General features: G+C 73.5%; 19 protein-coding genes. 16 read left to right on the top strand and 3 right to left on the bottom strand.

Translation table 11 applies throughout. From position 1 onward, the window contains the following. Positions 1-69 precede the first annotated feature (69 nt). The 9 genes from AB4039_RS12030 to AB4039_RS11990 all read left to right on the top strand — a co-directional run bounded on the left by AB4039_RS12030 (position 70) and on the right by AB4039_RS11990 (position 10341). The gene (locus tag AB4039_RS12030; RefSeq protein ID WP_266839927.1) at positions 70-1044 is read left to right on the top strand and encodes a ScbA/BarX family gamma-butyrolactone biosynthesis protein; all 975 of its coding nucleotides are present in this window, start codon (positions 70-72) and stop codon (positions 1042-1044) included. A gap of 259 nt (positions 1045-1303) precedes the next feature. After that, entirely contained in the window at positions 1304-1870 is a 567-nt protein-coding gene (locus AB4039_RS12025; protein ID WP_266839926.1) for an NADPH-dependent FMN reductase, read from the top strand. Then, positions 1870-2481 (top strand): serine O-acetyltransferase EpsC, encoded by a 612-nt coding sequence (epsC, locus tag AB4039_RS12020; RefSeq protein WP_266839925.1) that lies wholly within the window; start codon positions 1870-1872, stop codon positions 2479-2481. The genes AB4039_RS12025 and epsC overlap by 1 nt, the downstream gene beginning before the upstream one ends. A 91-nt stretch (positions 2482-2572) precedes the next feature. Beyond that, positions 2573-3643, top strand: a complete 1071-nt coding sequence (locus AB4039_RS12015) for a PLP-dependent cysteine synthase family protein (RefSeq protein ID WP_442270671.1) — start codon at positions 2573-2575, stop codon at positions 3641-3643. A 144-nt stretch (positions 3644-3787) separates the two neighbouring features. Next, positions 3788-5119, top strand: a complete 1332-nt coding sequence (locus AB4039_RS12010; protein WP_266839923.1) for an MFS transporter — start codon at positions 3788-3790, stop codon at positions 5117-5119. Further along, complete coding sequence (locus AB4039_RS12005; RefSeq protein ID WP_266839922.1) at positions 5116-6351, top strand: ATP-grasp domain-containing protein; 1236 nt, start codon at positions 5116-5118, stop codon at positions 6349-6351. The genes AB4039_RS12010 and AB4039_RS12005 overlap by 4 nt, the downstream gene beginning before the upstream one ends. Next, complete coding sequence (locus AB4039_RS12000) at positions 6351-7682, top strand: ATP-grasp domain-containing protein (protein WP_266839920.1); 1332 nt, start codon at positions 6351-6353, stop codon at positions 7680-7682. The genes AB4039_RS12005 and AB4039_RS12000 overlap by 1 nt, the downstream gene beginning before the upstream one ends. Continuing rightward, positions 7679-8941: an ATP-binding protein gene (locus AB4039_RS11995; protein ID WP_442270670.1), complete on the top strand. Its 1263-nt coding sequence runs from the start codon at positions 7679-7681 to the stop codon at positions 8939-8941. Before AB4039_RS12000 ends, AB4039_RS11995 begins: the two co-directional genes overlap by 4 nt. A gap of 149 nt (positions 8942-9090) precedes the next feature. Beyond that, positions 9091-10341 carry a serine hydrolase domain-containing protein gene (locus AB4039_RS11990; protein ID WP_266839916.1) on the top strand — a complete coding sequence of 417 codons (1251 nt, stop codon included), beginning with the start codon at positions 9091-9093 and terminating at the stop codon, positions 10339-10341. Between the two features lie 63 nt (positions 10342-10404). Here the strand turns inward: AB4039_RS11990 and AB4039_RS11985 are convergent, their stop codons facing one another. After that, positions 10405-12132 carry a bifunctional 3'-5' exonuclease/DNA polymerase gene (locus AB4039_RS11985; RefSeq protein WP_442270669.1) on the bottom strand — a complete coding sequence of 576 codons (1728 nt, stop codon included), beginning with the start codon at positions 12130-12132 and terminating at the stop codon, positions 10405-10407. Between the two features lie 121 nt (positions 12133-12253). Between AB4039_RS11985 and AB4039_RS11980 the strand changes: the two genes are divergently transcribed. After that, complete coding sequence (locus AB4039_RS11980) at positions 12254-13426, top strand: DUF2786 domain-containing protein (protein WP_266839915.1); 1173 nt, start codon at positions 12254-12256, stop codon at positions 13424-13426. Between the two features lie 57 nt (positions 13427-13483). Here AB4039_RS11980 and tatA read toward each other — a convergent pair whose 3' ends face one another. Further along, on the bottom strand, positions 13484-13681 hold the full coding sequence (gene tatA / locus AB4039_RS11975) for a Sec-independent protein translocase subunit TatA (protein ID WP_266839913.1): 198 nt from the start codon (positions 13679-13681) through the stop codon (positions 13484-13486). A gap of 140 nt (positions 13682-13821) precedes the next feature. Between tatA and AB4039_RS11970 the strand changes: the two genes are divergently transcribed. Together AB4039_RS11970 and AB4039_RS11965 are read left to right on the top strand one after the other, a co-directional pair. After that, a complete protein-coding gene (locus AB4039_RS11970; protein ID WP_266839912.1) occupies positions 13822-15879 on the top strand; it encodes an FUSC family protein in 2058 nt (685 codons plus the stop codon). A gap of 118 nt (positions 15880-15997) precedes the next feature. Further along, positions 15998-16243, top strand: a complete 246-nt coding sequence (locus AB4039_RS11965; protein WP_030228447.1) for a DUF397 domain-containing protein — start codon at positions 15998-16000, stop codon at positions 16241-16243. A 124-nt stretch (positions 16244-16367) separates the two neighbouring features. On the opposite strand, the gene AB4039_RS11960 is transcribed toward AB4039_RS11965, so the two are convergent. Beyond that, positions 16368-16877: an ATP-binding protein gene (locus tag AB4039_RS11960; protein WP_266839910.1), complete on the bottom strand. Its 510-nt coding sequence runs from the start codon at positions 16875-16877 to the stop codon at positions 16368-16370. Positions 16878-17204: 327 nt separating this feature from the next. Here AB4039_RS11960 and AB4039_RS11955 point away from each other — a divergent pair, with 327 nt between their 5' ends. The 4 genes from AB4039_RS11955 to AB4039_RS11940 all read left to right on the top strand — a co-directional run bounded on the left by AB4039_RS11955 (position 17205) and on the right by AB4039_RS11940 (position 21090). Further along, the gene (locus AB4039_RS11955; protein ID WP_266839908.1) at positions 17205-18083 is read left to right on the top strand and encodes a helix-turn-helix domain-containing protein; all 879 of its coding nucleotides are present in this window, start codon (positions 17205-17207) and stop codon (positions 18081-18083) included. Positions 18084-18173: 90 nt separating this feature from the next. After that, positions 18174-19631, top strand: a complete 1458-nt coding sequence (locus AB4039_RS11950) for an aldehyde dehydrogenase family protein (RefSeq protein ID WP_266839907.1) — start codon at positions 18174-18176, stop codon at positions 19629-19631. Positions 19632-19738: 107 nt separating this feature from the next. Beyond that, the gene (locus tag AB4039_RS11945) at positions 19739-20248 is read left to right on the top strand and encodes a DinB family protein (protein ID WP_266839905.1); all 510 of its coding nucleotides are present in this window, start codon (positions 19739-19741) and stop codon (positions 20246-20248) included. Positions 20249-20331: 83 nt separating this feature from the next. Beyond that, entirely contained in the window at positions 20332-21090 is a 759-nt protein-coding gene (locus AB4039_RS11940; RefSeq protein ID WP_266839903.1) for a MerR family transcriptional regulator, read from the top strand. Positions 21091-21106 lie beyond the last annotated feature (16 nt).

Raw genomic sequence — 21106 nt, 5'->3', positions numbered from 1 at the left:
GAGGGGCCTCCGTCGACCGTCAGCTCGGGGGCCGCACACGCACGCACGCAAGTGCACGCAAGGGGGAACATGCTCGTCACCGCCCATGGGCCGGCACCCGCCGGAGAGCCGGTCCTGACCACCACGGTGCCCAGGGAATACGTCCACCGCGCCGCCCTCTCCGAGGTCTTCCTCACGGGCTGGCAGCGCACCGGCACCCACGCCTTCACCATCACGGCCCAGTGGCCGCGCAGCCACAGCTTCTACACCGCCACGGCGGGGCTGCACGACCCGCTGATGCTGTGCGAGACCGTGCGCCAGACCTTTCCGCTGCTGCTCCACACCGCGTACGGAACCCCGCTCGGCCACCAGCTGAGCTGGTCGCGGTTCAGTTACGCCCTCAACCCGCACGCGCTCCAGGTCGAGCGCACCCCCGCCGAGCTGGAACTGCGGGTCACCGGGTCCGAGTTCAGTGAACGCCGGGGCATTCCGGCCGTGGTCGCGCTCGACATCGCCGTCTTCCGCGACGGCACGCAGATCGCCGTCGCCGACACCCGGTTCGGCTGCATCGCGCCCGCCGTCTACCGGCGCGTCCGCGCGGACCGTGCGGACCTCGCGCGGGTGTTCGCCGCGGTCCCCGATCCGATCGCCCCGCTCGACCCCGCGACGGCGGGCCGGGAGAACGCCCGCGACGTCGTACTCGGCCGCTCGGACACCCCGGGCCGCTGGCCCCTGCGCGTGGACGCCACCCACCCCGTGCTCTTCGACCACCCCGTCGACCACGTCCCCGGCATGCTCCTGCTGGAGGCCGCACGACAGGCCGCCCACGCGGTGCGCCCCTCGGGGGGAGCGGTGCTGCCCACGTCGATGGACGTCACCTTCCACCGCTACGTCGAGTTCGACTCCCCCTGCTGGATCGAGGCCCGCCCCCACCCGTCCCCCGGAGCGGCCCCCGGGGCCTTCCGGATCGATGCCGTCCAGGACGGGGAGGTCGCCTTCAGCGCGGAGGTCACCGCCGTGCCGCCCCCGTCCCCGACGCGCCCGGCGGCGCCGCCGCCCGCCTGACGCCGGCTCCGGCCGAGCCCCAGGTCACTCACCGTGACCTGGGGCTTTCGCGTTCCCGGATGCCGCGCGGCGTGGGAGAGCGCATGCCGGACACGGCGACGCACCCGTGTGTGGCGGGTGCGTAGCGGGGGTGGGGCGCGTCTCCGCCGGGGTCCTAGTGGGGTTCGAGTCCGGCATCGGGACCGGCTGGCACCGTTGCGTGGGGGACGCGGGCCGCTCGGAGGCCTGTCGGCCGGGGCCCGGACGAAGGAGTTCTGTGGTGAAGATCGTTTTGATGTCGGGCAGTACCCGTCAGGACTCGGTGAACGGCGCCGTGCTGGCGACGGTGCGCCACATCCTGGCGGGGCTGCCGGGTGAGCACGAGAGCGTGTCGCTGGCCGTGGCGGACCTGCCGTTCTACGAGGCCGGGCTGGAGCGGTCGGGCGCCTCGGCGGCGGTGCGCGCGGCCCAGGAGCTGGTCGCCGGCGCCGACGCGCTGTTCATCAGCACCCCCTCCTACAACGGCGAGATGCCGGGCGCGCTGAAGAACGCGCTGGACTGGCTGTCCCGCGGCATCGACGGCCCGAGCGCGCTGACCGGGAAGGTGACGGCCGTGGCCAGTGCCTCCCCCGGAGCGCGCGGCGCCCTCGACGCGCAGGCCGGGCTGGTCGGCGTACTCGCCCGGTGCGGTGCGCGGGTCGTGGAGCACGAGCCGGTCGCCGTCGCCGGGGCGGGCGGGCAGGCCACCGAGGACGGCCGGTACACCGACCCGGAGCTCGTGGCGCGGCTGGAGAGCCTGACCGGCGCGGTGCTGGCGGCGGTCGACGCGGCCGAGGTGCTCGTCTGATGGCCGGTGACCGGATAGGGCTCTTCCGGATCATGAAGGAGGACCTGGAGGTGGTGGTGGCGCGGGACCCGTCCATGCGCAACCGCCGCGAGGCGCTGCTGCACGCGGCGCTGCCCGCGCTGTGGTCGCACCGGGTCGCGCACCGGCTGCACCGGCGCGGGATGCGGATGACCGCGCGGATCATCGCCTGGTACGCCCGCCGCGGCACCGCCGTGGAGATCCACCCCGGTGCCGTGCTCGGCCGGCGCGTGTTCATCGACCACGGCGCGGCCGTGGTGATCGGCGAGACGGCGGTGGTCGGGGACGACGTGACCATCTACCACCAGGTGACGCTGGGCGCCGTCGGGTGGTGGAGCGACAACGCCCGCCCCGAGGGCGAGCGCCGCCATCCGGTGGTGGGCCGCAACGTCGTACTCGGCACGAACGCGACCGTGCTGGGTCCCGTCACCATCGGCGAGCACGCCGTCATCGGCGCACAGGCGCTGGTCAACAAGGACGTGCCCCCGGGAGCGCGGGTGCTGGCGGCCACCGCCGTGATCAAGGCGGTCGGCAAGGAGCCGGAGCCCATGGAGGACCTGTACGCCGTGACCGCCTCGGCGGGCTCCTGGTAGCCCCGTCCGCGTTCCGGCCCCGCCGGCGTACGGCCGTCCGTACGACCACCCGAACCAGCAGCCGTACGAACCGACTTGTGAGGATCCAGACGTGGAAAGCAGTGAGAACCGCCGCATCGCCGACAGCATCGAGGACCTGATCGGGTCGACCCCGCTGATCCGCCTGCGCTTCGAGGACACCGCCCCGGGCACCGAGGTGCTGGCCAAGCTGGAGTCCGCCAACCCGATGTCCACCAGCAAGGACCGGGCCGCCCTGTTCATGCTGCGCGCCGCCGAGGCGCGGGGCGACATCACGCCCGGCAGCGGCACCGTCATCGAGGCGACCTCCGGCAACACGGGCATCTCGCTGGCCGCGCTCTGCGCCGCCCGCGGCTACCGCTGCGTGATCGTGCTGCCCGACAGCGCCACCCGCGAGCGGGTCGCCCTGCTCAAGGCACTCGGGGCGGAGGTCGTGCAGACCCCGCGCGACACGGGGTACTCCGGCGCGATCGCCAAGGCCGAGGAGCTGCACGCGTCGATCCCCGGGTCCTGGTTCCCCTGCCAGCACGAGAACGCCGACAACGTGCGGGCGCACTACGAGACCACCGGCCCGGAGATCTGGGCCGACACGGCCGGCCGCGTCGACGTGCTGGTCTGCGGCGTGGGCACGGGCGGGACCCTGACGGGCATCGCGAAGTACCTGAAGGAGCAGGACCCGACCATCCGGGTCGTCGCGGTCGAGCCGGAGAACTCGCCCGTGCTCTCCCAGGGCACCGGCGGCCAGCACCGGATCCCCGGCCTCAACGGCGGCTTCGTGGCCCCGACCACCGACGTCGCCCTGATCGACAGCGTGGTGACCGTCTCCGACGAGGACGCGATGACCGCCGCCCGTGGGCTCGCCCGCCGTCAGGGCGTCTTCGTGGGGGTCTCCTCCGGCGCCGTCGCGCACGCCTGCGCCCGGCTGGCCGCCCATCCGGACTACATCGGGGCCTCCATCGTCACGGTGCTGCCCGACACCGGCGAGCGCTACCTCAGCCTCTGGGAGGAGGACGAGGCGGCGGCCGGCTCCGCCACCTCCAGGGACGGCGTGGTCAAGCCCGTCACGGAGCAGCACGTCGCCGGGAAGCCGGCCGCCGGAAAGGCCGCCGCCGGACAGCCCGCCGCGCTGACCGTGCGGTCCTGACCCCCTCCGCCGCGGGGCCGGCCTGCGCCCTCCCCCTTCGCAAAGGAACCCAGACATGCCGGTGACCGCCCAGCACACCGAGCCCGTCCCCGTACCCGCCGAGAGCGCCGGCCCCGCCGGCGGGGGGCGCGAAGGGGCCGCGGCATGAACGTCCGCGACCTGCACCCGAACATCAAGCTCAGGCTCGGCGTCGGATTCGTCCAGCGGCTGCTCGGCATCATGCTGATGCCGCTGATGGTCATCCACCTCGCCGGGCTCTACGGGGCGGCCGCGGCCGGCGTGCTGACCATGGTGGTCGCCGCCGCGGGCATCGCCAGCAACTTCCTCGGCGGCCACCTCGCCGACGTCCACGGCCGCAAGCCGCTGATGGTCGCCGGCGAGGTCGGCGCGGCCCTCACCTTCGGGCTGCTCGCCCTGGCCAACTCGCCCTGGTGGCAGTCCGGGGCGGTGACCTTCGTCCTCTTCCTGCTCAACACCTGCCTCGCGAGCGCGGCCACCCCGGCCGCCGACGCGATGATGATCGACGTCTCCACCCCCGAGACCCGGACGCTCGTCTACACGATCAACTACTGGTCGATCAACATGGCGTTCACCGCCGGCGCCCTGATCGGCGGCTTCTTCTACGGCGACCACTTCACCCTGCTGCTGACCGCCGCGGCCGTACTGTCCGCGGCGACGGCGCTGGTCGTCCGGTGGTGGATCGCCGAGAGCGCCCCGGAGTCCGCCAAGGAGCAGGCCGCCGGCGTCGCGGCGATGCTCCGCGGCTACCTCGCCGTCTCCCGGGACCGGGTGTTCCTGCGGCTGGTGGGTGCCGCGATCCTCACCCGGGCCGTCGAGGTCCAGATCGGCTACTACATCGCCGTCCGGCTCGCGGACGAGTTCCCCGAGCAGGCGCTGGCCGGCCTGGAGCGCTGGTTCCCGGCGGTGGACGGGGTCGCGATGCTCGGCATCCTGAGGGCGGTCAACACCGCGCTGGTCGTCGTGTTCGCCCTGTTCACGGGCAGCATGTTCCGCCGGCTGCCGGACCGGGTCCGGCTCTACGCGGGCATCGCCGTCTTCACCGCCGGGTACATGGTCCTCGCCGTCAGCAACAGCGGCTGGATCCTGATCGCCGGCGCGGTCGTGTTCACCCTCGGGGAGATCATGAACGTGCCGGTCAAGCAGGCCATCCTGGCCGACCTCGTCGACCCGGTCGCCCGCACCAAGTACCTGGCCGCCTACGGCCTGGTGCCGCGCATCGGCCTGCTCGTCGGCTCGCTGTGCGTGACCGTGGGGGCGTTCCTCTCCCCGGTCGGCATGAGCCTGCTCTACGCAGCCGCCGGCCTCGGCGCCGTCCTCGTCTACCGCTCCCTGCTGCCGCTGCGCGAGGCCCGCCGGGCCGCCGCCGGGCAGGACCCCGCTGCCGGGCAGGACCCCGCCGCCGCGGACCAGAACCCGCAGGCCGCCGCGCCTGCCCGGAACGGAGCCACGTCATGACCCACCCCCGCACCGCCGGCCGGCTCCTGATGGTGATGCCGTACGAGCAGCTCGTCCGCAAGGCCGTCGAGGCCGGTTTCCGGGTCTGGTCGGTCTGGGACCCGAAACTGCGCACCGCCGCCTACCTCGACCAGGTCGCGGCGCACTCGGAGGAACTGCTCCTCACCGACTTCGAGGACGAGGCCGCGCTGCGCGCCCTGGTGGCCCGCGCCGCCGAGGAACACCGGGTCCAGTACGTACTGCACCTGGGCAGCGAGCGGAGCATGGCCCCGGTGGTCGCCGAGGCGGAGGCGCTGGGCCTGTCCCCGAACAGCGCCGACTCGGTGCGGCTGCTCAACGACAAGAACGCCATGCGCGGCCTCCTCAACGCGGCCGGCGTCTCCGTGGTCCGCGCCCGGGAGGCCGCCGCCCTCGCGGAAGTCGAGCCGCTGCTGGCGGAGTTCGGGCTGCCGGCCGTGGTCAAGCCCACCAACTCCGCCGGCAGCCGCGGGGTCGCGCTGGTGCGCACCGTCACAGACCTGGCCGAATGGACCGAGCGGGTCAAGGCCGCCGGCATCGAAGGCCCCTTCATCATCGAGGAGTTCCTGGAGGGCCCCGAGTTCAGCGTGGAGACCCTGAGCGTCGGCGGCGCGCACCAGGTCGTCGGGATCACCGCCAAGCAGACCAGCGGGCCGCCCGGATTCATCGAGACCGGGCACGTCCATCCGGCCCCGCTCGACCCGGCCGGGGCGGAGGCGATCCGCTCCACCGTCACCGCCCTGCTCGACCTCTCGGGCTTCGCCTTCGGCCCCGCCCACACCGAGGTGATCCTCACTCCGGCCGGGCCGCGCGTCGTGGAGTCCCAGGCCCGGCTCGGAGGCGACCGGATCCCGCTCCTGGTGGAGGTGGCCACCGGCTTCGACCTGGAGGCCGCGATCTTCCGCGGGCTGGCCGGGGAGGACGTGCGGGCGCCCGCCGCCCACCGGTACGCCTCCGTCGGCTTCTTCCGGCTGCCCGCGGGACGGCTGGAGTCCGTCGAAGGCCTGGACGAGCTCAGGGCCCTCGACCACGTGCACGCCGTGCACTTCCCGTACGGACCCGGTGACGTCCTCCCGCTCACCACCGATTCCGGCACCCGCCACGGCTACGCCGTCGTCGACGCCCCGAGCCCCGCGGAGGCCGCCGAGCGCATCGCCGCGGCCCACGCGGCACTGCGCGCCCGGACCACCCCCACCCCGAAGGAAGCCCTGTGATGACCGCGCCGACCGCGCAGACCGCGCCCGCCCCCGCTCCGAGCGCCGCCCCCGGCGACCGGACCGTGCTGCTCGTCGGCGGTACCGACCAGCACCTCGAACGGGCCAAGGACCTGGGCGTACGCGTGGTCCTGCTCCAGCACCCCGACAAGGTCAACGCCTTCCAGACCGGGCTGGCCGACGTCCTCCTGATGATCGACTACACCGACTGGGCGACCGTACGGCCGCTCGCCGACGCCGCCCGCGAGGTCTGGGACTTCGACACCGTCGTCTCGCTCACCGAGGGCGGCCTGGACATGGCGGCCCGGCTGAACGACCACTTCGGCTTCCCCGGCACCCGCCCCGAGGTCAGCCGCCGCATGCGCAACAAGTACCTGATGCGGCAGCACCTGAGCGACCACGGGCGGCTGTCGATCCACTGGGACCGGGTCACCGACCGAGAGTCCCTGGACGCCTTCGCCGGGCGGGCCGGCTTCCCGTTCATCGTCAAGCCCACCGACGCCACCGCGAGCTTCGGCCTGATCAGGGTGAACGGCGCCGGGGAGCTCGACGCGGTGTGGGAGAGGATCGAGGAGCTGCGCGGCCGGCGCACCGACCGCGGCTCGACCCTGTACACGGTGAACGAGTTCCTGATGGAGTCCTACCTCGACGGCCCCGAGTTCAGCGTGGAGGCCCTCAGCTTCGCCGGCCGCCACGTGGTGGTCGCCGTGACGGAGAAGCTCGTCGACGACACGCACTTCGCGGAGCTGGGCCACGCCCTGCCCGCCCGGCTCGCACCGGGGGACCACGCCCGGATCACGGCCGCGGTCGCGGACTTCCTCGACACGATGGGCGTGACCGACGGGCCGAGCCACACCGAGCTGCGCCTCGGATCCCGCGGCCCGGTCGTCATCGAGTCCCACAACCGGGTGGGCGGCGGCCACATCAACGAACTCGTCGAGGCCGCCTACGGGATCGACCTCATGGGCTACGGGATGGCCTGGCCCCTGGGCCTCGTCGAGCCGCTGGCCGGGCCCCCGGCGGCCCGCGCCGGGGCCTGCACCCGCTTCGTGCTCCGCGACCCGGGGACGGTCACCGCCGTGTCGGGCGTGGAGGAGGTCGCCGCCCGCGCCGACGTGCTGGCCGTGGAGGTCTCCGTACGTCCCGGCGACCCGGTGCGCCCGCTGCGCGACAACTGGGACCGGCTCGGCTTCGCCGCCGTGACGGCGGCCGACACCGACGCGGCGATCGCCCTCTGCGAGCGGCTCACCGCGCAGATCCGCATCGACGTCGACCCGGTCGCCGGGGCCGCGCAGGACCCGGCCGCCGCCCTCGCCGGGGCGGCGGCGTGACCGCGCTCGTCCTGCACCGCTTCCCGCTGGACCCGTTCCCGTACGACCGGTGGCTGGCCGAACTCGACGGCGGCGTCGTGCTGATCGCGGCCCGCGACCGGATCGAAGGGGGCGGCGAGCGGGTCCCGGACGGCCCCGGGGGCTACCGCCGGCTGGAGGTCCTCGACAGCTTCGACGACGAGGAGCGGCTCGACCGGCTGGCCGAGGACCTGGCCCACGCGTACGAGGTCACCCACGTCATCGCGTTCCACGAGGCGGACCTGCTCCGGGCGGCCCGGCTGCGGGAGAAGTTCGGCCTGCCCGGCCAGCTGCCCGACGGGGTCCTGCCCTTCCGGGACAAGGTCCTGATGAAGGAGCGGCTGCGGGCGGCCGGCATCGAGGCCGCCCCGTACGCGCTGCCCGCCACGGCGGACGGGGCGCGGGCCTTCACGGAGGAGCACGGCCTGCCGGTGGTCTTCAAGGCCCGCGACGGTTTCGGCTCCGTCGGGCTGCGGATCGTGGGGACCGCCGGGGAACTGGAGGAGTACCTGGCCGAGGCCTACGCGCCCGCCGCCGGTCCCCGTGAGGACCTCCTGGTGGAGGCGTACGTACCGGGCCGGATGTGCCACGTGGACGGGGTGGTCGTGGACGGACGCACCGTCATGGCCTGGCCCTCGCAGTACCAGTACGACCTCGCCTCCTTCCAGGCCGATCCCGGTGCCCGGGTGGACCTCACCCTGGACCCCTCGGACCCGCTGACACCGCGCCTGCTGGCGCTGGCCGAGGAGGCCCTCGGGGCGCTGGGCGGGCCGGCGGACCATGCCTTCCACGCGGAGGTCTTCCACACGCCCGACGACCGCCTCGTGGTCTGCGAGGTCGCCGCCCGGCCGGCGGGGGCGCGCGTCCGGGACGTGCTGGACGCGGTGTTCGAGGTGCACCCCGTGGAACTGGCGGCGCGGGCCCACACGGGACTGCCCCTGCCGGCCCTGGCGGGGCTCCCGGCCGGGCCGGAGGGCGGGCGGCTGCAGCCGGTCCGCATGGCCGGGCAGGTCCTGATGATGAAGCGGCCCGGCACGGTCCGCGCCATCCCGGTGATCCCGGAGGAGCCCTGGGTGCGGTTCTACGGGGTCTTCGCCGAGCCGGGGGAGGTCCTCGCCGAGGCCGCCCTCTCCTCGGACTTCCTGGCCGCGGCGGTGCTCTCGGCGCCGACCCGGCAGGAGTGCGAGCGGCGCCTGCGGGCCCTGGGGACCCGTTTCGAGACGGAGATCGTGATCGACTGATCCCGGCCCGCGGCCCGCCCGCCCCGGCCTCGCCCCCTCCTTCCCCGGCCCCTTCCCCTTCCCGGTCCCGCCGCCCCTGCGGTCGCTGGGGCCGCGAGGGCGGGGCTAGCGTGGGGGAGGGGCGGCGGCGCACGGGCAGGAGGCCGGGCATGACGACACGGTGGCGCAGCGCGGCGGTCGCGGCCGCCGCGGCGGGTCTGGTGGTGGTGCCGGTCGGCGTCGGAGCGGGCTACGCGCGGTACGCGGACGCGCCCCCGGCGGTGGCGGCGGCCCCCGCGGCGACACCGGCTGCCACGCCCTCGCCGACCCCCGCGGCCGACGGGTTGCCGAAGCTCACCCCCGAGGTGGCGGCGCGGCTGGACGCGGCCGTGCTGAAGGTGCTGCGGGAGGCCAGGGTCCCCGGGGTCATCGTGGCCCTCTCCGCCCCCGGCAAGGGCGAGTACGTACGGGCCTTCGGCGTCGCCGACAAGGCGACCGGAACGCCCATGACACCCGGTCTGAACATGCGGATCGGCAGCGAGACGAAGACCTTCACGGTGACGGCCCTGCTGAGACTGGTCGACCAGGGCAAGGTGGGCCTGGACGACCCCATCGGCAGGTACGTCGCGGGCGTCCCGAACGGCGACCGGATCACCCTGCGCGAGCTGGCCGGCATGCGCAGCGGGCTGTTCAACTACTCCGAGGACGAAGGGTTCTTCAAGGCCCTGACGAGCAACCCCCGGCGGAACTTCACGCCGCGGGAGCTCCTCGCGTACTCCTTCGGGCACCCCGTGGACTTCGCGCCGAACGCCAGGTTCGAGTACTCCAACACCAACCTGATCCTGCTGGGGCTGGTGGTGGAGAAGGTGACCGGGAAGAGGCTCGCCGACTACATCGACCAGCAGGTGGTCAAGCCCGCCCGGCTGACGCACACCCTCTTCCCGACCGGCGCGGAGTTCCCAAGTCCGCACGCGCACGGCTACACGGACCAGACCGCCAACGGGAAGACCGGGGACGCCACCGACTGGAACCCCTCCTGGGGCTGGGCTGCCGGAGCGATGATCTCCGACCTCCCCGACCTGCGGAGCTGGGCGAAGACCCTGGCCACCGGCACCCTGCTGACCCCCGCCACCCAGGCCGAGCGGCTGAAGGTGAGCCCGGCCGGTGACCTCCCGGACACCGGCTACGGCCTGGGCATCTTCAACGTCGAGGGCTGGATCGGCCACAACGGATCCCTGCCCGGCTACCAGTCGCTGACCGTGTACCTGCCCCAGGAGCAGGCCACCCTGGTCGTCCTGCTCAACACGGACACCGACTCCGACGGCGCCGAGCCCAGTGCCCTGTTCGGTGAGGCCATCACCCGGGTCGTCACACCCCAGCACCTCTTCAGGCTGCCCCCGCAGCCCGTCACGGGCCACTGAGGGACCTCGGGCCGCGCAGGGGCTGTACGAGTTCGCGGCGCCGCCGCCCCGGTCGGAAACGGGTCATTTCGCGTCGGCGTAGCACTCCACGACCGCGGTGGTGAAAGGGAAGCGGACCGGGGTGTCGCCGAAGGTGAGGCGGCCCGCCCGGTCGGCGGCGGCCCGGATCGCCTCGGCGACGGCCGGCGCCTCCTCGGCGGGACAGTGCACGATCACCTCGTCGTGCTGGAAGAACACCAGCTCCGCGCGCATCCCCGCCGAGGCGAGGGACTGGCGCAGCGCGGCGAGCATCAGCAGGGCCCAGTCGGCGGCGCTGCCCTGGACGACGAAGTTGCGGGTGAAGCGGCCCCGGGCGCGGGTGTCGGCGGAGGCGTAGCTCGGCGTCCAGCCGTCCGGGCGGCTCCCGCGGTCCGGGCGGCCGGTGCCGTCCGGGAGGCTCCCGGAGTCCTGGGGGAGTCCCGCCTCGCCCCCGTCGTCCTCGGCGGCGGTCACGGGCGGCGGACAGGTCCGGCCGAGCCAGGTCCGCACCAGCCGGCCCTCCTCGCCCGCCCGCGCGGCCTCGTCCACGCAGGCCACCGCCCGCGGGAACCGGCGGCGCAGCGCGGCCAGGTTCTTCAGGCCGTCGCCGGAGGTCTGCCCGTAGACCGCGCCGAGGACGGCGATCTTGGCCTGCTCGCGGTCGCCGGAGAAGCCCCGGCGGGATACGGCCGCGTAGAGGTCCTCGGCGCGGCCCGCCACCTCCATGAAGGCCGGGTCGCGGGAGATCGCGGCGAGGACGCGCGGCTCCATCTGGTCGGCGTCGGCCACGACCAGCCGCCAGCCGGGATCGGCGACGACCGCCCGCCGGATCACCTTCGGGATCTGCAGGGCCCCGCCGCCGTTGGTGACCCAGCGGCCGGTGAGGGTGCCGCCGGGGAGGAACTCGGGGCGGAAACGGCCGTCGTGGACCCAGTCGGCCAGCCAGGACCAGCCGTGGGCGGTGTAGATCCGGTACAGCTTCTTGTAGGCGATCAGCGGTTCCACGGCCGGATGCGCGAGCTCCTGGATCTCCCAGCGGCGGGTGGAACGCAGTGTGATCCCGGCCTCCGCGAACGCCTTGATGACGTCGGCCGGCAGGTCGGGGCGCACGCGGCGGCCGAACGCGGCGGAGACCTCGTCGGCGAGCGCGGCGAGGCGGCGGGGCTCGCCGCGGCCCGCGTAGCGCTCGCCGAGCAGCTCGGTCAGCAGGGCGCGGTGGACGTCGGCCCGCCAGGGCAGGCCGGCCCGGTGCATCTCGGCGGCGATCAGGAACGCGGCCGACTCGGAGGTGGTGAGCAGCCGCATCCGGTCGGGGTGGGCGGTCGCGGCGAGGCGGCGCGCCTGGTCGGCGTGGACGGCGAGCAGGGCGTCGAGGGAGACGGGGACGGCGGGCCGCGGGTCGAAGAGGGAGTCCTGGGTGCCGGGCTCGGCGGCGCGCTGCGGGGGGTCGGCGGGGACGGGCGCGTCGTTGAGGCGCGCCCAGGCGGCGGCCGCGGAGCGGGGCTCGCCGAAGCGGCCCTCGTGGCCGAGGAGCAGCAGCTCGGCGTCCTCGACGTCGTAGCAGCGCTCGACACGGACGCCGGCGGCGAGCAGGCGGGGGTAGACGGCGGCGGTGGACCGCCAGATCCAGCGGGTCGCGGCGGGGGCGGCCCGGACGGCCTCGGCGGGGTCGCGGACGCGCAGACGGGGGCCGGTGGCGGGCGGCACGGGCGCGGCGTGCCACCAGCCGTCGCCGTCTTCGGCGAGGGCCCAGGGGCCGGGTGCGTCGCTCACGGGTGCGAGTGTCCCACCGGGGTCTGACAAGGGCCTTCCCGGCGCGGCCGGGCCGCGGGGGCGGGGCCGCGCGCGCCGGGAGCGGACCGGCCGGGCGCGGGGGGCATGTCAAGCTGAAGGGGTGAGTGAGTTCGCCGCAACCGTTGACCGGGCCTTCGCCGCCGCCCTCTACGCCCAGGACGACGCCGGGCTGGACACGGGCGCCTCCGTGCTCGCCGCCGAGCCCGCGCGGTGGGGCGGGGTCGGGCGCGAGCTGCTCGCGCGCGGGGAGGCGTACGTACGGCAGGCCTGGGAGCGGGGCTGGCAGCCCGCCGACGTGCTGCGGCTGGTCCGCCGCGACCTGGACGAGCTCCACCTGCGGATCACCGCCGACCTGGTGGCCGCCGAGGCGCGCCGCTACGCACGCCTCCCGGAGCGGTGGACCGACGCCGAGGTCTGGTGGGACGAGGACGGGGCGTACGCCGAACAGCTCGCGCGGCGCGCCAAGGCGGACCGGTTCACCCTGGCCACCGCCGTCCTGGAGGTGCTGCGGCTGCTGGTGCGGCTGCCGTCGATCGAGCCGGTCGGCCCGCTCCCCGGCGACCTCACCGAGCAGACGCACGCGCACATCGAGCCGCGGATGCTGGGGCGGATCCGGGCGCTGCTCGCGAAGGCCGAGGCGACGACGTACCCGGAGGAGGCCGAGGCCCTCAGCGCGAAGGCGCAGGAGCTGATGGCCCGCCACACGGTGGACGAGGCGCTGCTGGCCGCGCGCGGCGGCGGCCCGGCGCAGGTCCCGGGGGCCTGCCGGATCGGGGTGGAGCCCCCGTACGAGGAGGCCAAGGCGGTGCTGCTGGACGCGGTGGCCACCGCCAACCGCTGCCGGGCGGTGTGGAACAGCGGCTTCGAGTTCTCCACGGTGGTCGGCTTCGAGAGCGACCTGGAAGCGGTGGAACTGCTCCACACCTCGCTGCTCGTGCAGGGGACGGCGGCGATGACCCGGGCCGAAGCGGCGCAGCGGGCCGGCGGGCGCAAACGGACCAAGACCTTCCGGCAGTCCTTCCTGCTCGCCTACGCCAGCCGGCTCGGCCGCCGTCTGGCGGAGACCGCCGAGCACACGGCCACCGAGGCGGCGGACAACCTGCCCGCCCTGGTGGCCCGGGACGTCGCCGTCACCTCGCGGGCCGACGAGATGTTCCCCCGGACCACGACGACCCGGCTGCGCGGCGCCACCGACCACGCGGGCTGGGAGGACGGCACGGCGGCCGCCGACGCCGCGCACGTGGGCGCGGGGCGGCGGCCCTCGCTTCCGTAGCCGGACGGACGGGGCTGCGCGGACGACGGGCCGGCAGGCTGGCCGGCTGGGACCTCCCTAGGCGGCCGGGGTCTCCGGGCGGGGCTCCGGGCGGGCGCCGTCCTCGGTGCGCATCGCCCGGGCCTCCGACTTCAGGATGCGCGCCGACTTCCCCAGGGAACGGGCCATGTCGGGCAGCTTCTTCGAGCCGAACACCAGCAGGCACACCACCAGGACGATGATCAGGTGCCAGGGCTCAAGGCCATTGCGGAGCATGTGCGTACCCACCTTTCGGACGACGGCCGGACCGTGACTTCGGCCGGTTGATGATCCGTCCCATGGAACAGCGGGGCAAGGGCTGCGCACAAACCTGAAGAAACCCTGAAGAAACCCTGAAAACGGCTACGCTCGACGCCATGAGCTGGCTCCGGGCGCTGAAGGACACCGCCCGCTCGGGCATGACGGTGGAACGGACCCGGCTGGAGCCCCTCGTCGCGGTCCGCGCCGCCGCCGGGCTCGCGCTCGTCATCGGCTTCGGGCTGGCCTTCCTGGGGCCCGGGGCGGCCGCCAGTTCCGCGTTCGGCGCCTTCACGGCCGCCATCGCCACCCTCCAGCAGAGCTGGCGCCCGCGCCCGGTGCTCGCCCTCGCCTCGGGGCTGACCCTGGCCGTCTCCACCTTCGTCGGCTACCTGGTCGGCTCCTCCGCCACCGGGCTCTTCCTGCTCCTGCTCGCCGTCTGGACCTTCGTGACGGGGCTGCTGTGGGCGGCCGGGCCCACCGCCGGGATCATCGCCTCCGGCAACGTCGCGATCATGCTGGTCACCGTCACCCTGCCGACCTCCGTCGCGCAGGCCGCCGGGCACGCCGCGGTGATCGCCGCCGGAGGGGTGGTCCAGGCGCTGCTGATCGTGCTGTTCCCGGTCCGCCGCTGGGGCGACCGGCGCGACGCCCTGGCCGACGCGCTCGCCGCCGAGGCCGACTACGCCCGCCGGCTGCGGCAGGACCCCGCCGCCTCCTTCGACCCCGTGCCGCTGATGAAGGCCCGGGACGCCGCCGCCGTCACCGTCCGGCAGGCCCGGCGGCGGCCGGCCGAGCTGCACGGGGCGCGGGGCCTGGCCGAGCGGATCCGGCCCGTGCTGGCCTCGCTCGCCGACCCGGCCGTCGGGGCACCCGCGCAGGGCCCGGCCCGGGAACGGGTGCGGGAGCTGCTCGCCGCCGCCGGGACCGTGCTGGACGCCGCCGCGCACGCGATCCGCCACGGGGACCCCGTACGGCTGCCCGCGCCGGCCCTGTCCGTGCTCAAGGCCCCCGACCTGCCCGACCTGCTCGGGGGCGCGCCGCTGCGGGCCGCGCGGCGGCTGGCCGCGCTGCTGGAGGACGTCCTGGAGACGGCCGGGCCGGGGTCGGGGCCGGGGTCCGGGCGGATCGCCGACCCGGCCGAGTCGATGCTGCGGCCCACGCTGCCGGAGCTGGTGCCGCTGGTGGGGAGGGCCGTACGCGCCGAACTGCGTCCGGGGTCGCCGGTCCTGCGGCACGCCGTGCGGGTCACGGCGGCGGTCTGCGCGGGGTACCTGATCGGGAACGCGCTGCCGTTCGGGCACGCCTACTGGGCACCGATGACAGCGGTGATGGTGATGCGGCCCGACTTCACCCAGACCTGGTCGCGGGCCGTGGCCCGGTTCGGCGGCACCCTGGTCGGGGTCTCCGTCGCGACGGCGATCGTGCAGCTGGCGCAGCCGGGGATGTACCTGTCGGGCGCGCTCGCGGTGGTCAGCGCGGGCCTGATGTACGCCCTGATGCGCACCGGGTACGCCGTCGCGCAGGTCTTCGTGTCGGCCTACGTGGTCTTCCTGCTCGGCATGGGCGGCGCCCGCTGGGACCAGACCGTCCCCGACCGGATCGCCCTCACCCTGATCGGCGGGGTCCTGGCGATGGTGGCGTACGCCGTCTACCCCGCCTGGGAGACCCCGCGGCTGCGGACGCGCCTCGCCGACTGGCTGGCGGCCGTAGGACGGTACGCGGCCGCCGTGCTCGGGCAGTACGCCGATCCGGCCGGGGCCCGGCGGGCCGACGTGCGGGAGGCGCTGCTGGCGTCCCGGGACGCCCGGATCGCCTGGCAGGAGGCGCTCGTGCGGGCGGCGGGGGAGCCGGTGCGGCACCGGGGGCTGTCCCGTGCGGCCGCCGACGGGGCGGGGGACGCCCTGGCGGCGCTGGGCCGCCACGCCATGCTGTGGGAGGCCCACCTGCCGGACCGGACCCACGCCCCGGTGCCGGGGGCGGCGGAGCTGGCGCGGGCCCTGCGCGAGGCGACCGAGGCGGGGGCGAAGGCGGTGCGGGAGCGGCGGGTCCCGGAGTGGGAAGGGGTCCGCGGACTGCTGCCCGACGGGAACGCCCCGGAAACAGCCGTTCTGCGCGGGGCCGGGGAGCAGCTCCTGGAGGCGCTGGACGAGGTGTCCGAGGCGCTCCGCCCGTAAAAAGTGATCAACAGTGACCGGTGCGGCACCGCCCGTGCACGTGCATCTGCCCATGCATGCGCTGATGAACACAGCTATGATCCGGTGGAGTTGACATCTGCACTATCGGGGGCTTCCTGTGGACCACGCGTACAACGGGATGGCAGCTGCAGAACTCGCTTCCTTGTATGAGCTGACCTGGCAGAAGAGCAGACACAGCAACTCGCAGGGATCCTGCGTGGAGTTCGCCAAACTGCCCGGCGGCGACGTCGCCATGCGCAATTCGCGCTTTCCCGACGGCCCGGCGCTCGTGTACACGCCGGCCGAGATCGAGGCGCTCCTGCTGGGCGTCAAGGACGGGGAGTTCGATCATCTGATCGGCTGATGGAACAGCGCACTCGATCGAGCCATGCACGTGCACTGGCCGGGACTGATCGAAACGATCAACCCCGGCCAGTTGTCCCGTTTGTGACGTTGTATTCCCCGGCGGCGCGGACCCGTCGGGAGGGTCAGTCCTGGAGCATGAAGAGCGCCCAGACGACCTTGCCGGTCAGCCTGCCCGCGAGCGGGTGCCAGCCCCAGTTGTCGCTGTAGGCGTCCACGAGGAACAGCCCGCGCCCGGACTCCAGGTCACAGTTCTCGTCCGTCCGCTCCGGTGCGAACGCGCCGCCCGGCCGCTCCTCGCTGGGGTCGCGCACCGCGCACACCAGCCGGGTGCTCCACCGCATCAGGTGCAGCCGCACCGAGCCCTCGGGCTCCCCGGCGCAGCCGCGCGCGTCGTCGGGCAGGGCGTGCCGCAGCGCGTTGGTGACGAGTTCGGACACGACCAGGGAGACGTCGTCGAAGCGGTCGTCCAGGTCCCACTGGGACAGGGTGGACCGGGTGAACGAACGGGCGCCGCGCACCGCCTCGAAGCGGGCGGGCAGGGCGCAGGAGGCGGACCCGGAGACAGCCGTGGGGTCGACCGGGGGCAGCCCCTGCCGTAACGGCTCTAGCACGGTCGATCCATTCGTCCCCATGCGAGGCACTCCCGGGATTCGCGGACGGCGCGGCGGCTTTGTCCGAAGAGAACTGCGGGGTGGGTCCGGCGCCGGCGCGAAGAGCACGCAGGTGCGCGGCACCATCGTTCCGAATGGCGAAGCCGGATGCAAGGGCAGATGCACGTGCACGCGCCGGACCTGTCCACTCCCGTGACGGTTCTTGCTCATTTCTTCCTACGCATACTTACGGACTTCTTTTCCGGGACGACGGATTCCGTTACAGAACGAGTACGGTCCGATGCGTTTTGGTGGCAGACTCTCGCCCCGGGGTACGGGGGCCCACGACGCACACGCGCAGACATTGCGATGGGGAGGGCAGGACTAGTGACCGCAGAAGCCAGCGGTTCCGTGGTGCGCCGCATCCTCCTGGGCTCACAGCTCAGGAGACTCCGAGAATCCCGCGGCATCACCCGTGAGGCGGCCGGCTACTCGATCCGCGCATCCGAATCGAAGATCAGCCGCTTGGAGTTGGGAAGGGTGAGCTTCAAGGCCAGGGACGTCGAAGACCTCCTGACGCTCTACGGGGTCACGGACGGCGCGGAGCGCGAGTCCCTGCTGGGGCTGGTCCGGGAGGCCAACGCGGCGGGCTGGTGGCACAGTTACGGCGACGTGCTGCCCGGGTGGTTCCAGACGTACATCGGACTGGAGGGCGCGGCCTCCCTCATCCGCATCTACGAGGTGCAGTTCATCCACGGCCTGCTCCAGACGGAGGCGTACGCACACGCCGTCGTCCAGCGCGGCATGCCCGGCGCGGGCTCCGCCGAGATCGACCGCCGCGTGGCGCTGCGCCTGGAGCGCCAGAAGGTCCTGGTCTCCGAGAACGCGCCGGTCTTCCACGCCGTCCTCGACGAGGCCGCGCTGCGCCGCCCCTACGGCGACCGCGACGTGATGCGCGGGCAGTTGGAACACCTGATCGAGATCAGCCAGCGGCCCAACGTGCACCTCCAGGTGATGCCCTTCTCCTTCGGCGGGCACGCGGGTGAGAGCGGAGCCTTCACCCTGCTGCGCTTCCCCGAGTCCGACCTGCAGGACATCGTCTATCTGGAACAGCTCACCAGTGCCCTCTACCTGGACAAAGAAGAGGAAGTGGGGCAGTACTCGCGGGCGATGGAGCGGCTTCAGGCTGATTGTCCAGACCCTGACAAGACGCGTGATCTCCTGCGTGGACTGCTCCAACTGTCTTGATCCGCACGTACTATGACGTCTGATCAGTGCATGACTGACCGATCGGTCTCCGGTGCAGCGCACGGGTGCGCGCTCGCAGTAAGGGATGGCATGTCGATATTCACCGACCTGGCTCACCAGTACATCGACGGCGAATGGCTGGCCGGCACCGGTTCGTGGGACATCATCGACGTCAACCCGTACAACGGGGAGAAGCTCGCGGCCATCACGGTGGCCACCGTCGAGCAGGTGGACCGGGCCTACCGCGCGGCCGAGCGGGCCCAGCGCGACTGGGCGGCCGCCACCCCCTACGCGAGACGCGCCGTCCTCGAACGCGCCCTGCGCATCACCGAGGAACGCCACAAGGAGATCGTCGAGGCGATGATCGACGAGCTCGGCGGGACCCGTCCCAAGGCCGAGTACGAGGTCCACCTCGCGATGGAGTTCCTGCGCGAGGCGATCCAGCTGGCCGTCCGTCCCGAGGGCCGCATCCTGCCCTCACCGGTCGTGGGCAAGGAGAACCGGGTCCAGCGCCTCCCGGTCGGGGTCGTCGCCGTGATCAGCCCCTTCAACTTCCCCTTCCTGGTCACCCTGAAGTCGGTCGCCCCGGCGCTGGCGCTGGGCAACGCCGTCCTGATCAAGCCGAACCAGAACGCCCCGGTCGCGGGCGGCGGGATCATCGCCAAGATCTTCGAGGACGCGGGGCTGCCCGCCGGACTCCTCAACGTCCTGGTCACCGACATCGCCGAGATAGGCGACGCGATACTCACCCACCCCGTCCCGAAGGTCATCTCCTTCGCCGGGTCCGACCGCACCGGCCGCCACGTCGGCGCCGTCGCCGCCCGCCACTTCAAGCGGACCGTCCTGGAACTGAGCGGCAACAGCGCCCTCGTCGTCCTCGACGACGCCGACGTCGACTACGCGGTGGACGCGGCCGTCTTCAGCCGCTTCGTCTTCCAGGGCCAGGTCTGCATGGCCGCCAACCGGATCCTCGTCGACGCCTCCGTGGCCGAGGAGTTCACGGAGAAGTTCACCGCCCGGGTCCGCGCCCTGAAGACCGGCGACCCCCGCGAGGCCGACACCCACATCGGCCCGCTGATCAACTCCTTCCAGGCCGACGCCCTGACCGCGCTCGTGGACCGCGCCGTCGAGTCGGGCGCCCGGGCGCTCGTCCGCGGGTCTACGCGCGGCAACCTCGTCGAACCGACCGTCCTGGCCGGACTCCCCGAGGACTCCCCCCTGCTGGGCCAGGAGATCTTCGGCCCCGTGGCCCTGCTGGTGGTCTTCGACGGCGAGGAGGAGGCCGTGCGCATGACCAACGCCACCCCCTACGGGCTGAGCGGGGCCGTGCACACGCGGGACGTCGAGCGCGGTGTCCGCTTCGCGCAGCGCATCGAGACCGGAATGATCCACGTCAACGACTCCACCATCGGCGACGAGCCGCTGACCGCCTTCGGCGGCGAGAAGGCCTCGGGCCTGGGCCGCCTCGGCGGCGAGGCCACGGTGGAGGCCTTCACCACCCAGAAGTGGATCTCGGTGCAGCACGGCCGGACGAACTTTCCGTTCTAGGGCCCCATAGAGGACACTCCCTGACCGCATTGCTCCGTAGCGTGGTTGCCGTCAGCAGGAAAGACGAGCGACGCGGGAAGCGCCCCGCACGGAAAAGGCGGTCGGTCATGGCTCACCCCACCGAAGAGATCCCCGGCGACGAGCGCGGGACGCTCCTCCTCTTCGTCGAGAACCAGCGCGAGGCGCTGCGGCAGGCGGCCCGCGGGCTGACGGAGGAGCAGGCCGCGAGCCGTCCCACCGTGAGCGAGCTGTCGTTGTCCGGGCTGGTCAAGCACGCGGCCGAGGTGGAACTGAACTGGCTGCGGATGGCCCAGGGCAAGCCGAACGAGCACGGGCGGGCCCCGCAGGACTGGCACGAGGGCTTCCGGCTGACCGAGGACGAGACCACCGCCTCGGCGCTCGCCTTCTGGGACGGGGTCAAGGAGGAGACGGACGCCTTCGTCGCGTCCGTGCCCAGCCTGGACGACTCGTTCCCGCTCCCGCCGGCGCCCTGGTTCCCCGACGCCGAGGTCTCGGTCCGCTGGATGCTGCTGCACCTGGTGCGCGAGTTCGCCCGGCACGCGGGCCACGCGGACATCATCCGGGAGTCCCTGGACGGCACGAAGGCGATGGGCTAGCCGGTCCGTCCGCGAACGGACTTGCACCTCACGCGGCGTGAGGACCCACAGTGGAGGGCGTACCCAACCAGAGGAGCGGAAAGATGGGCTACTCCGTGGGCCAGGTCGCCGGTTTCGCCGGAGTGACGGTGCGCACCCTGCACCACTACGACGAGATCGGCCTGCTCTCCCCGAGCGGGCGCAGCGGGGCGGGGCACCGGCGGTACGACGACGCCGACCTCGACCGGCTGCAGCGGATCCTGTTCTACCGGGAGCTCGGCTTCCCGCTCGAAGAGGTCGCGGTCCTGCTGGACGATCCGGAATCGGACCCGAGGGAGCACCTGCGCCGGCAGCACGCCCTCCTGACCGAACGGATCGCCCGGCTCCAGCAGATGGCCAAGGCCGTTGAGCACGCCATGGAGGCGAAGAAGATGGGCATCAACCTCACGCCCGAGGAGAGGTTCGAGGTCTTCGGGGCCAAGGACCCCGAGCAGTACCGGGAGGAGGCGGAGCAGCGCTGGGGCCACACCGACTCCTACGCCGAGTCGCAGCGCCGGGCCGCCTCGTACACCAAGGCCGACTGGCAGCGGATGCAGGACGAGGTCGCCGACTGGAGCGCCCGGTACGCCGCGCTGATGGAGTCCGGTGAGCCCTCCGAGGGCGGGGCCGCGATGGACATGGCCGAGGAGCACCGCCTGCACATCACGCGGTGGTTCTACGACTGCCCGTACGAGATGCACACCTGCCTCGGCGACATGTACGTCTCGGACGAGCGCTTCAAGGCCTTCTACGACGCGATGCGGCCGGGCCTCGCGGAGCACCTGAGGGACGCGATCACGGCCAACGCCGTGCGCAAGGTGTAACCGCCCCGTCGCCGTG

The sequence above is a fragment of the Streptomyces sp. M-16 genome (genome assembly GCF_052114405.1).
Classification (GTDB): domain Bacteria; phylum Actinomycetota; class Actinomycetes; order Streptomycetales; family Streptomycetaceae; genus Streptomyces.
The sequence above is the reverse complement of the archived record's forward strand: the minus strand, read 5'-3'. Positions and strand labels throughout refer to the sequence as shown.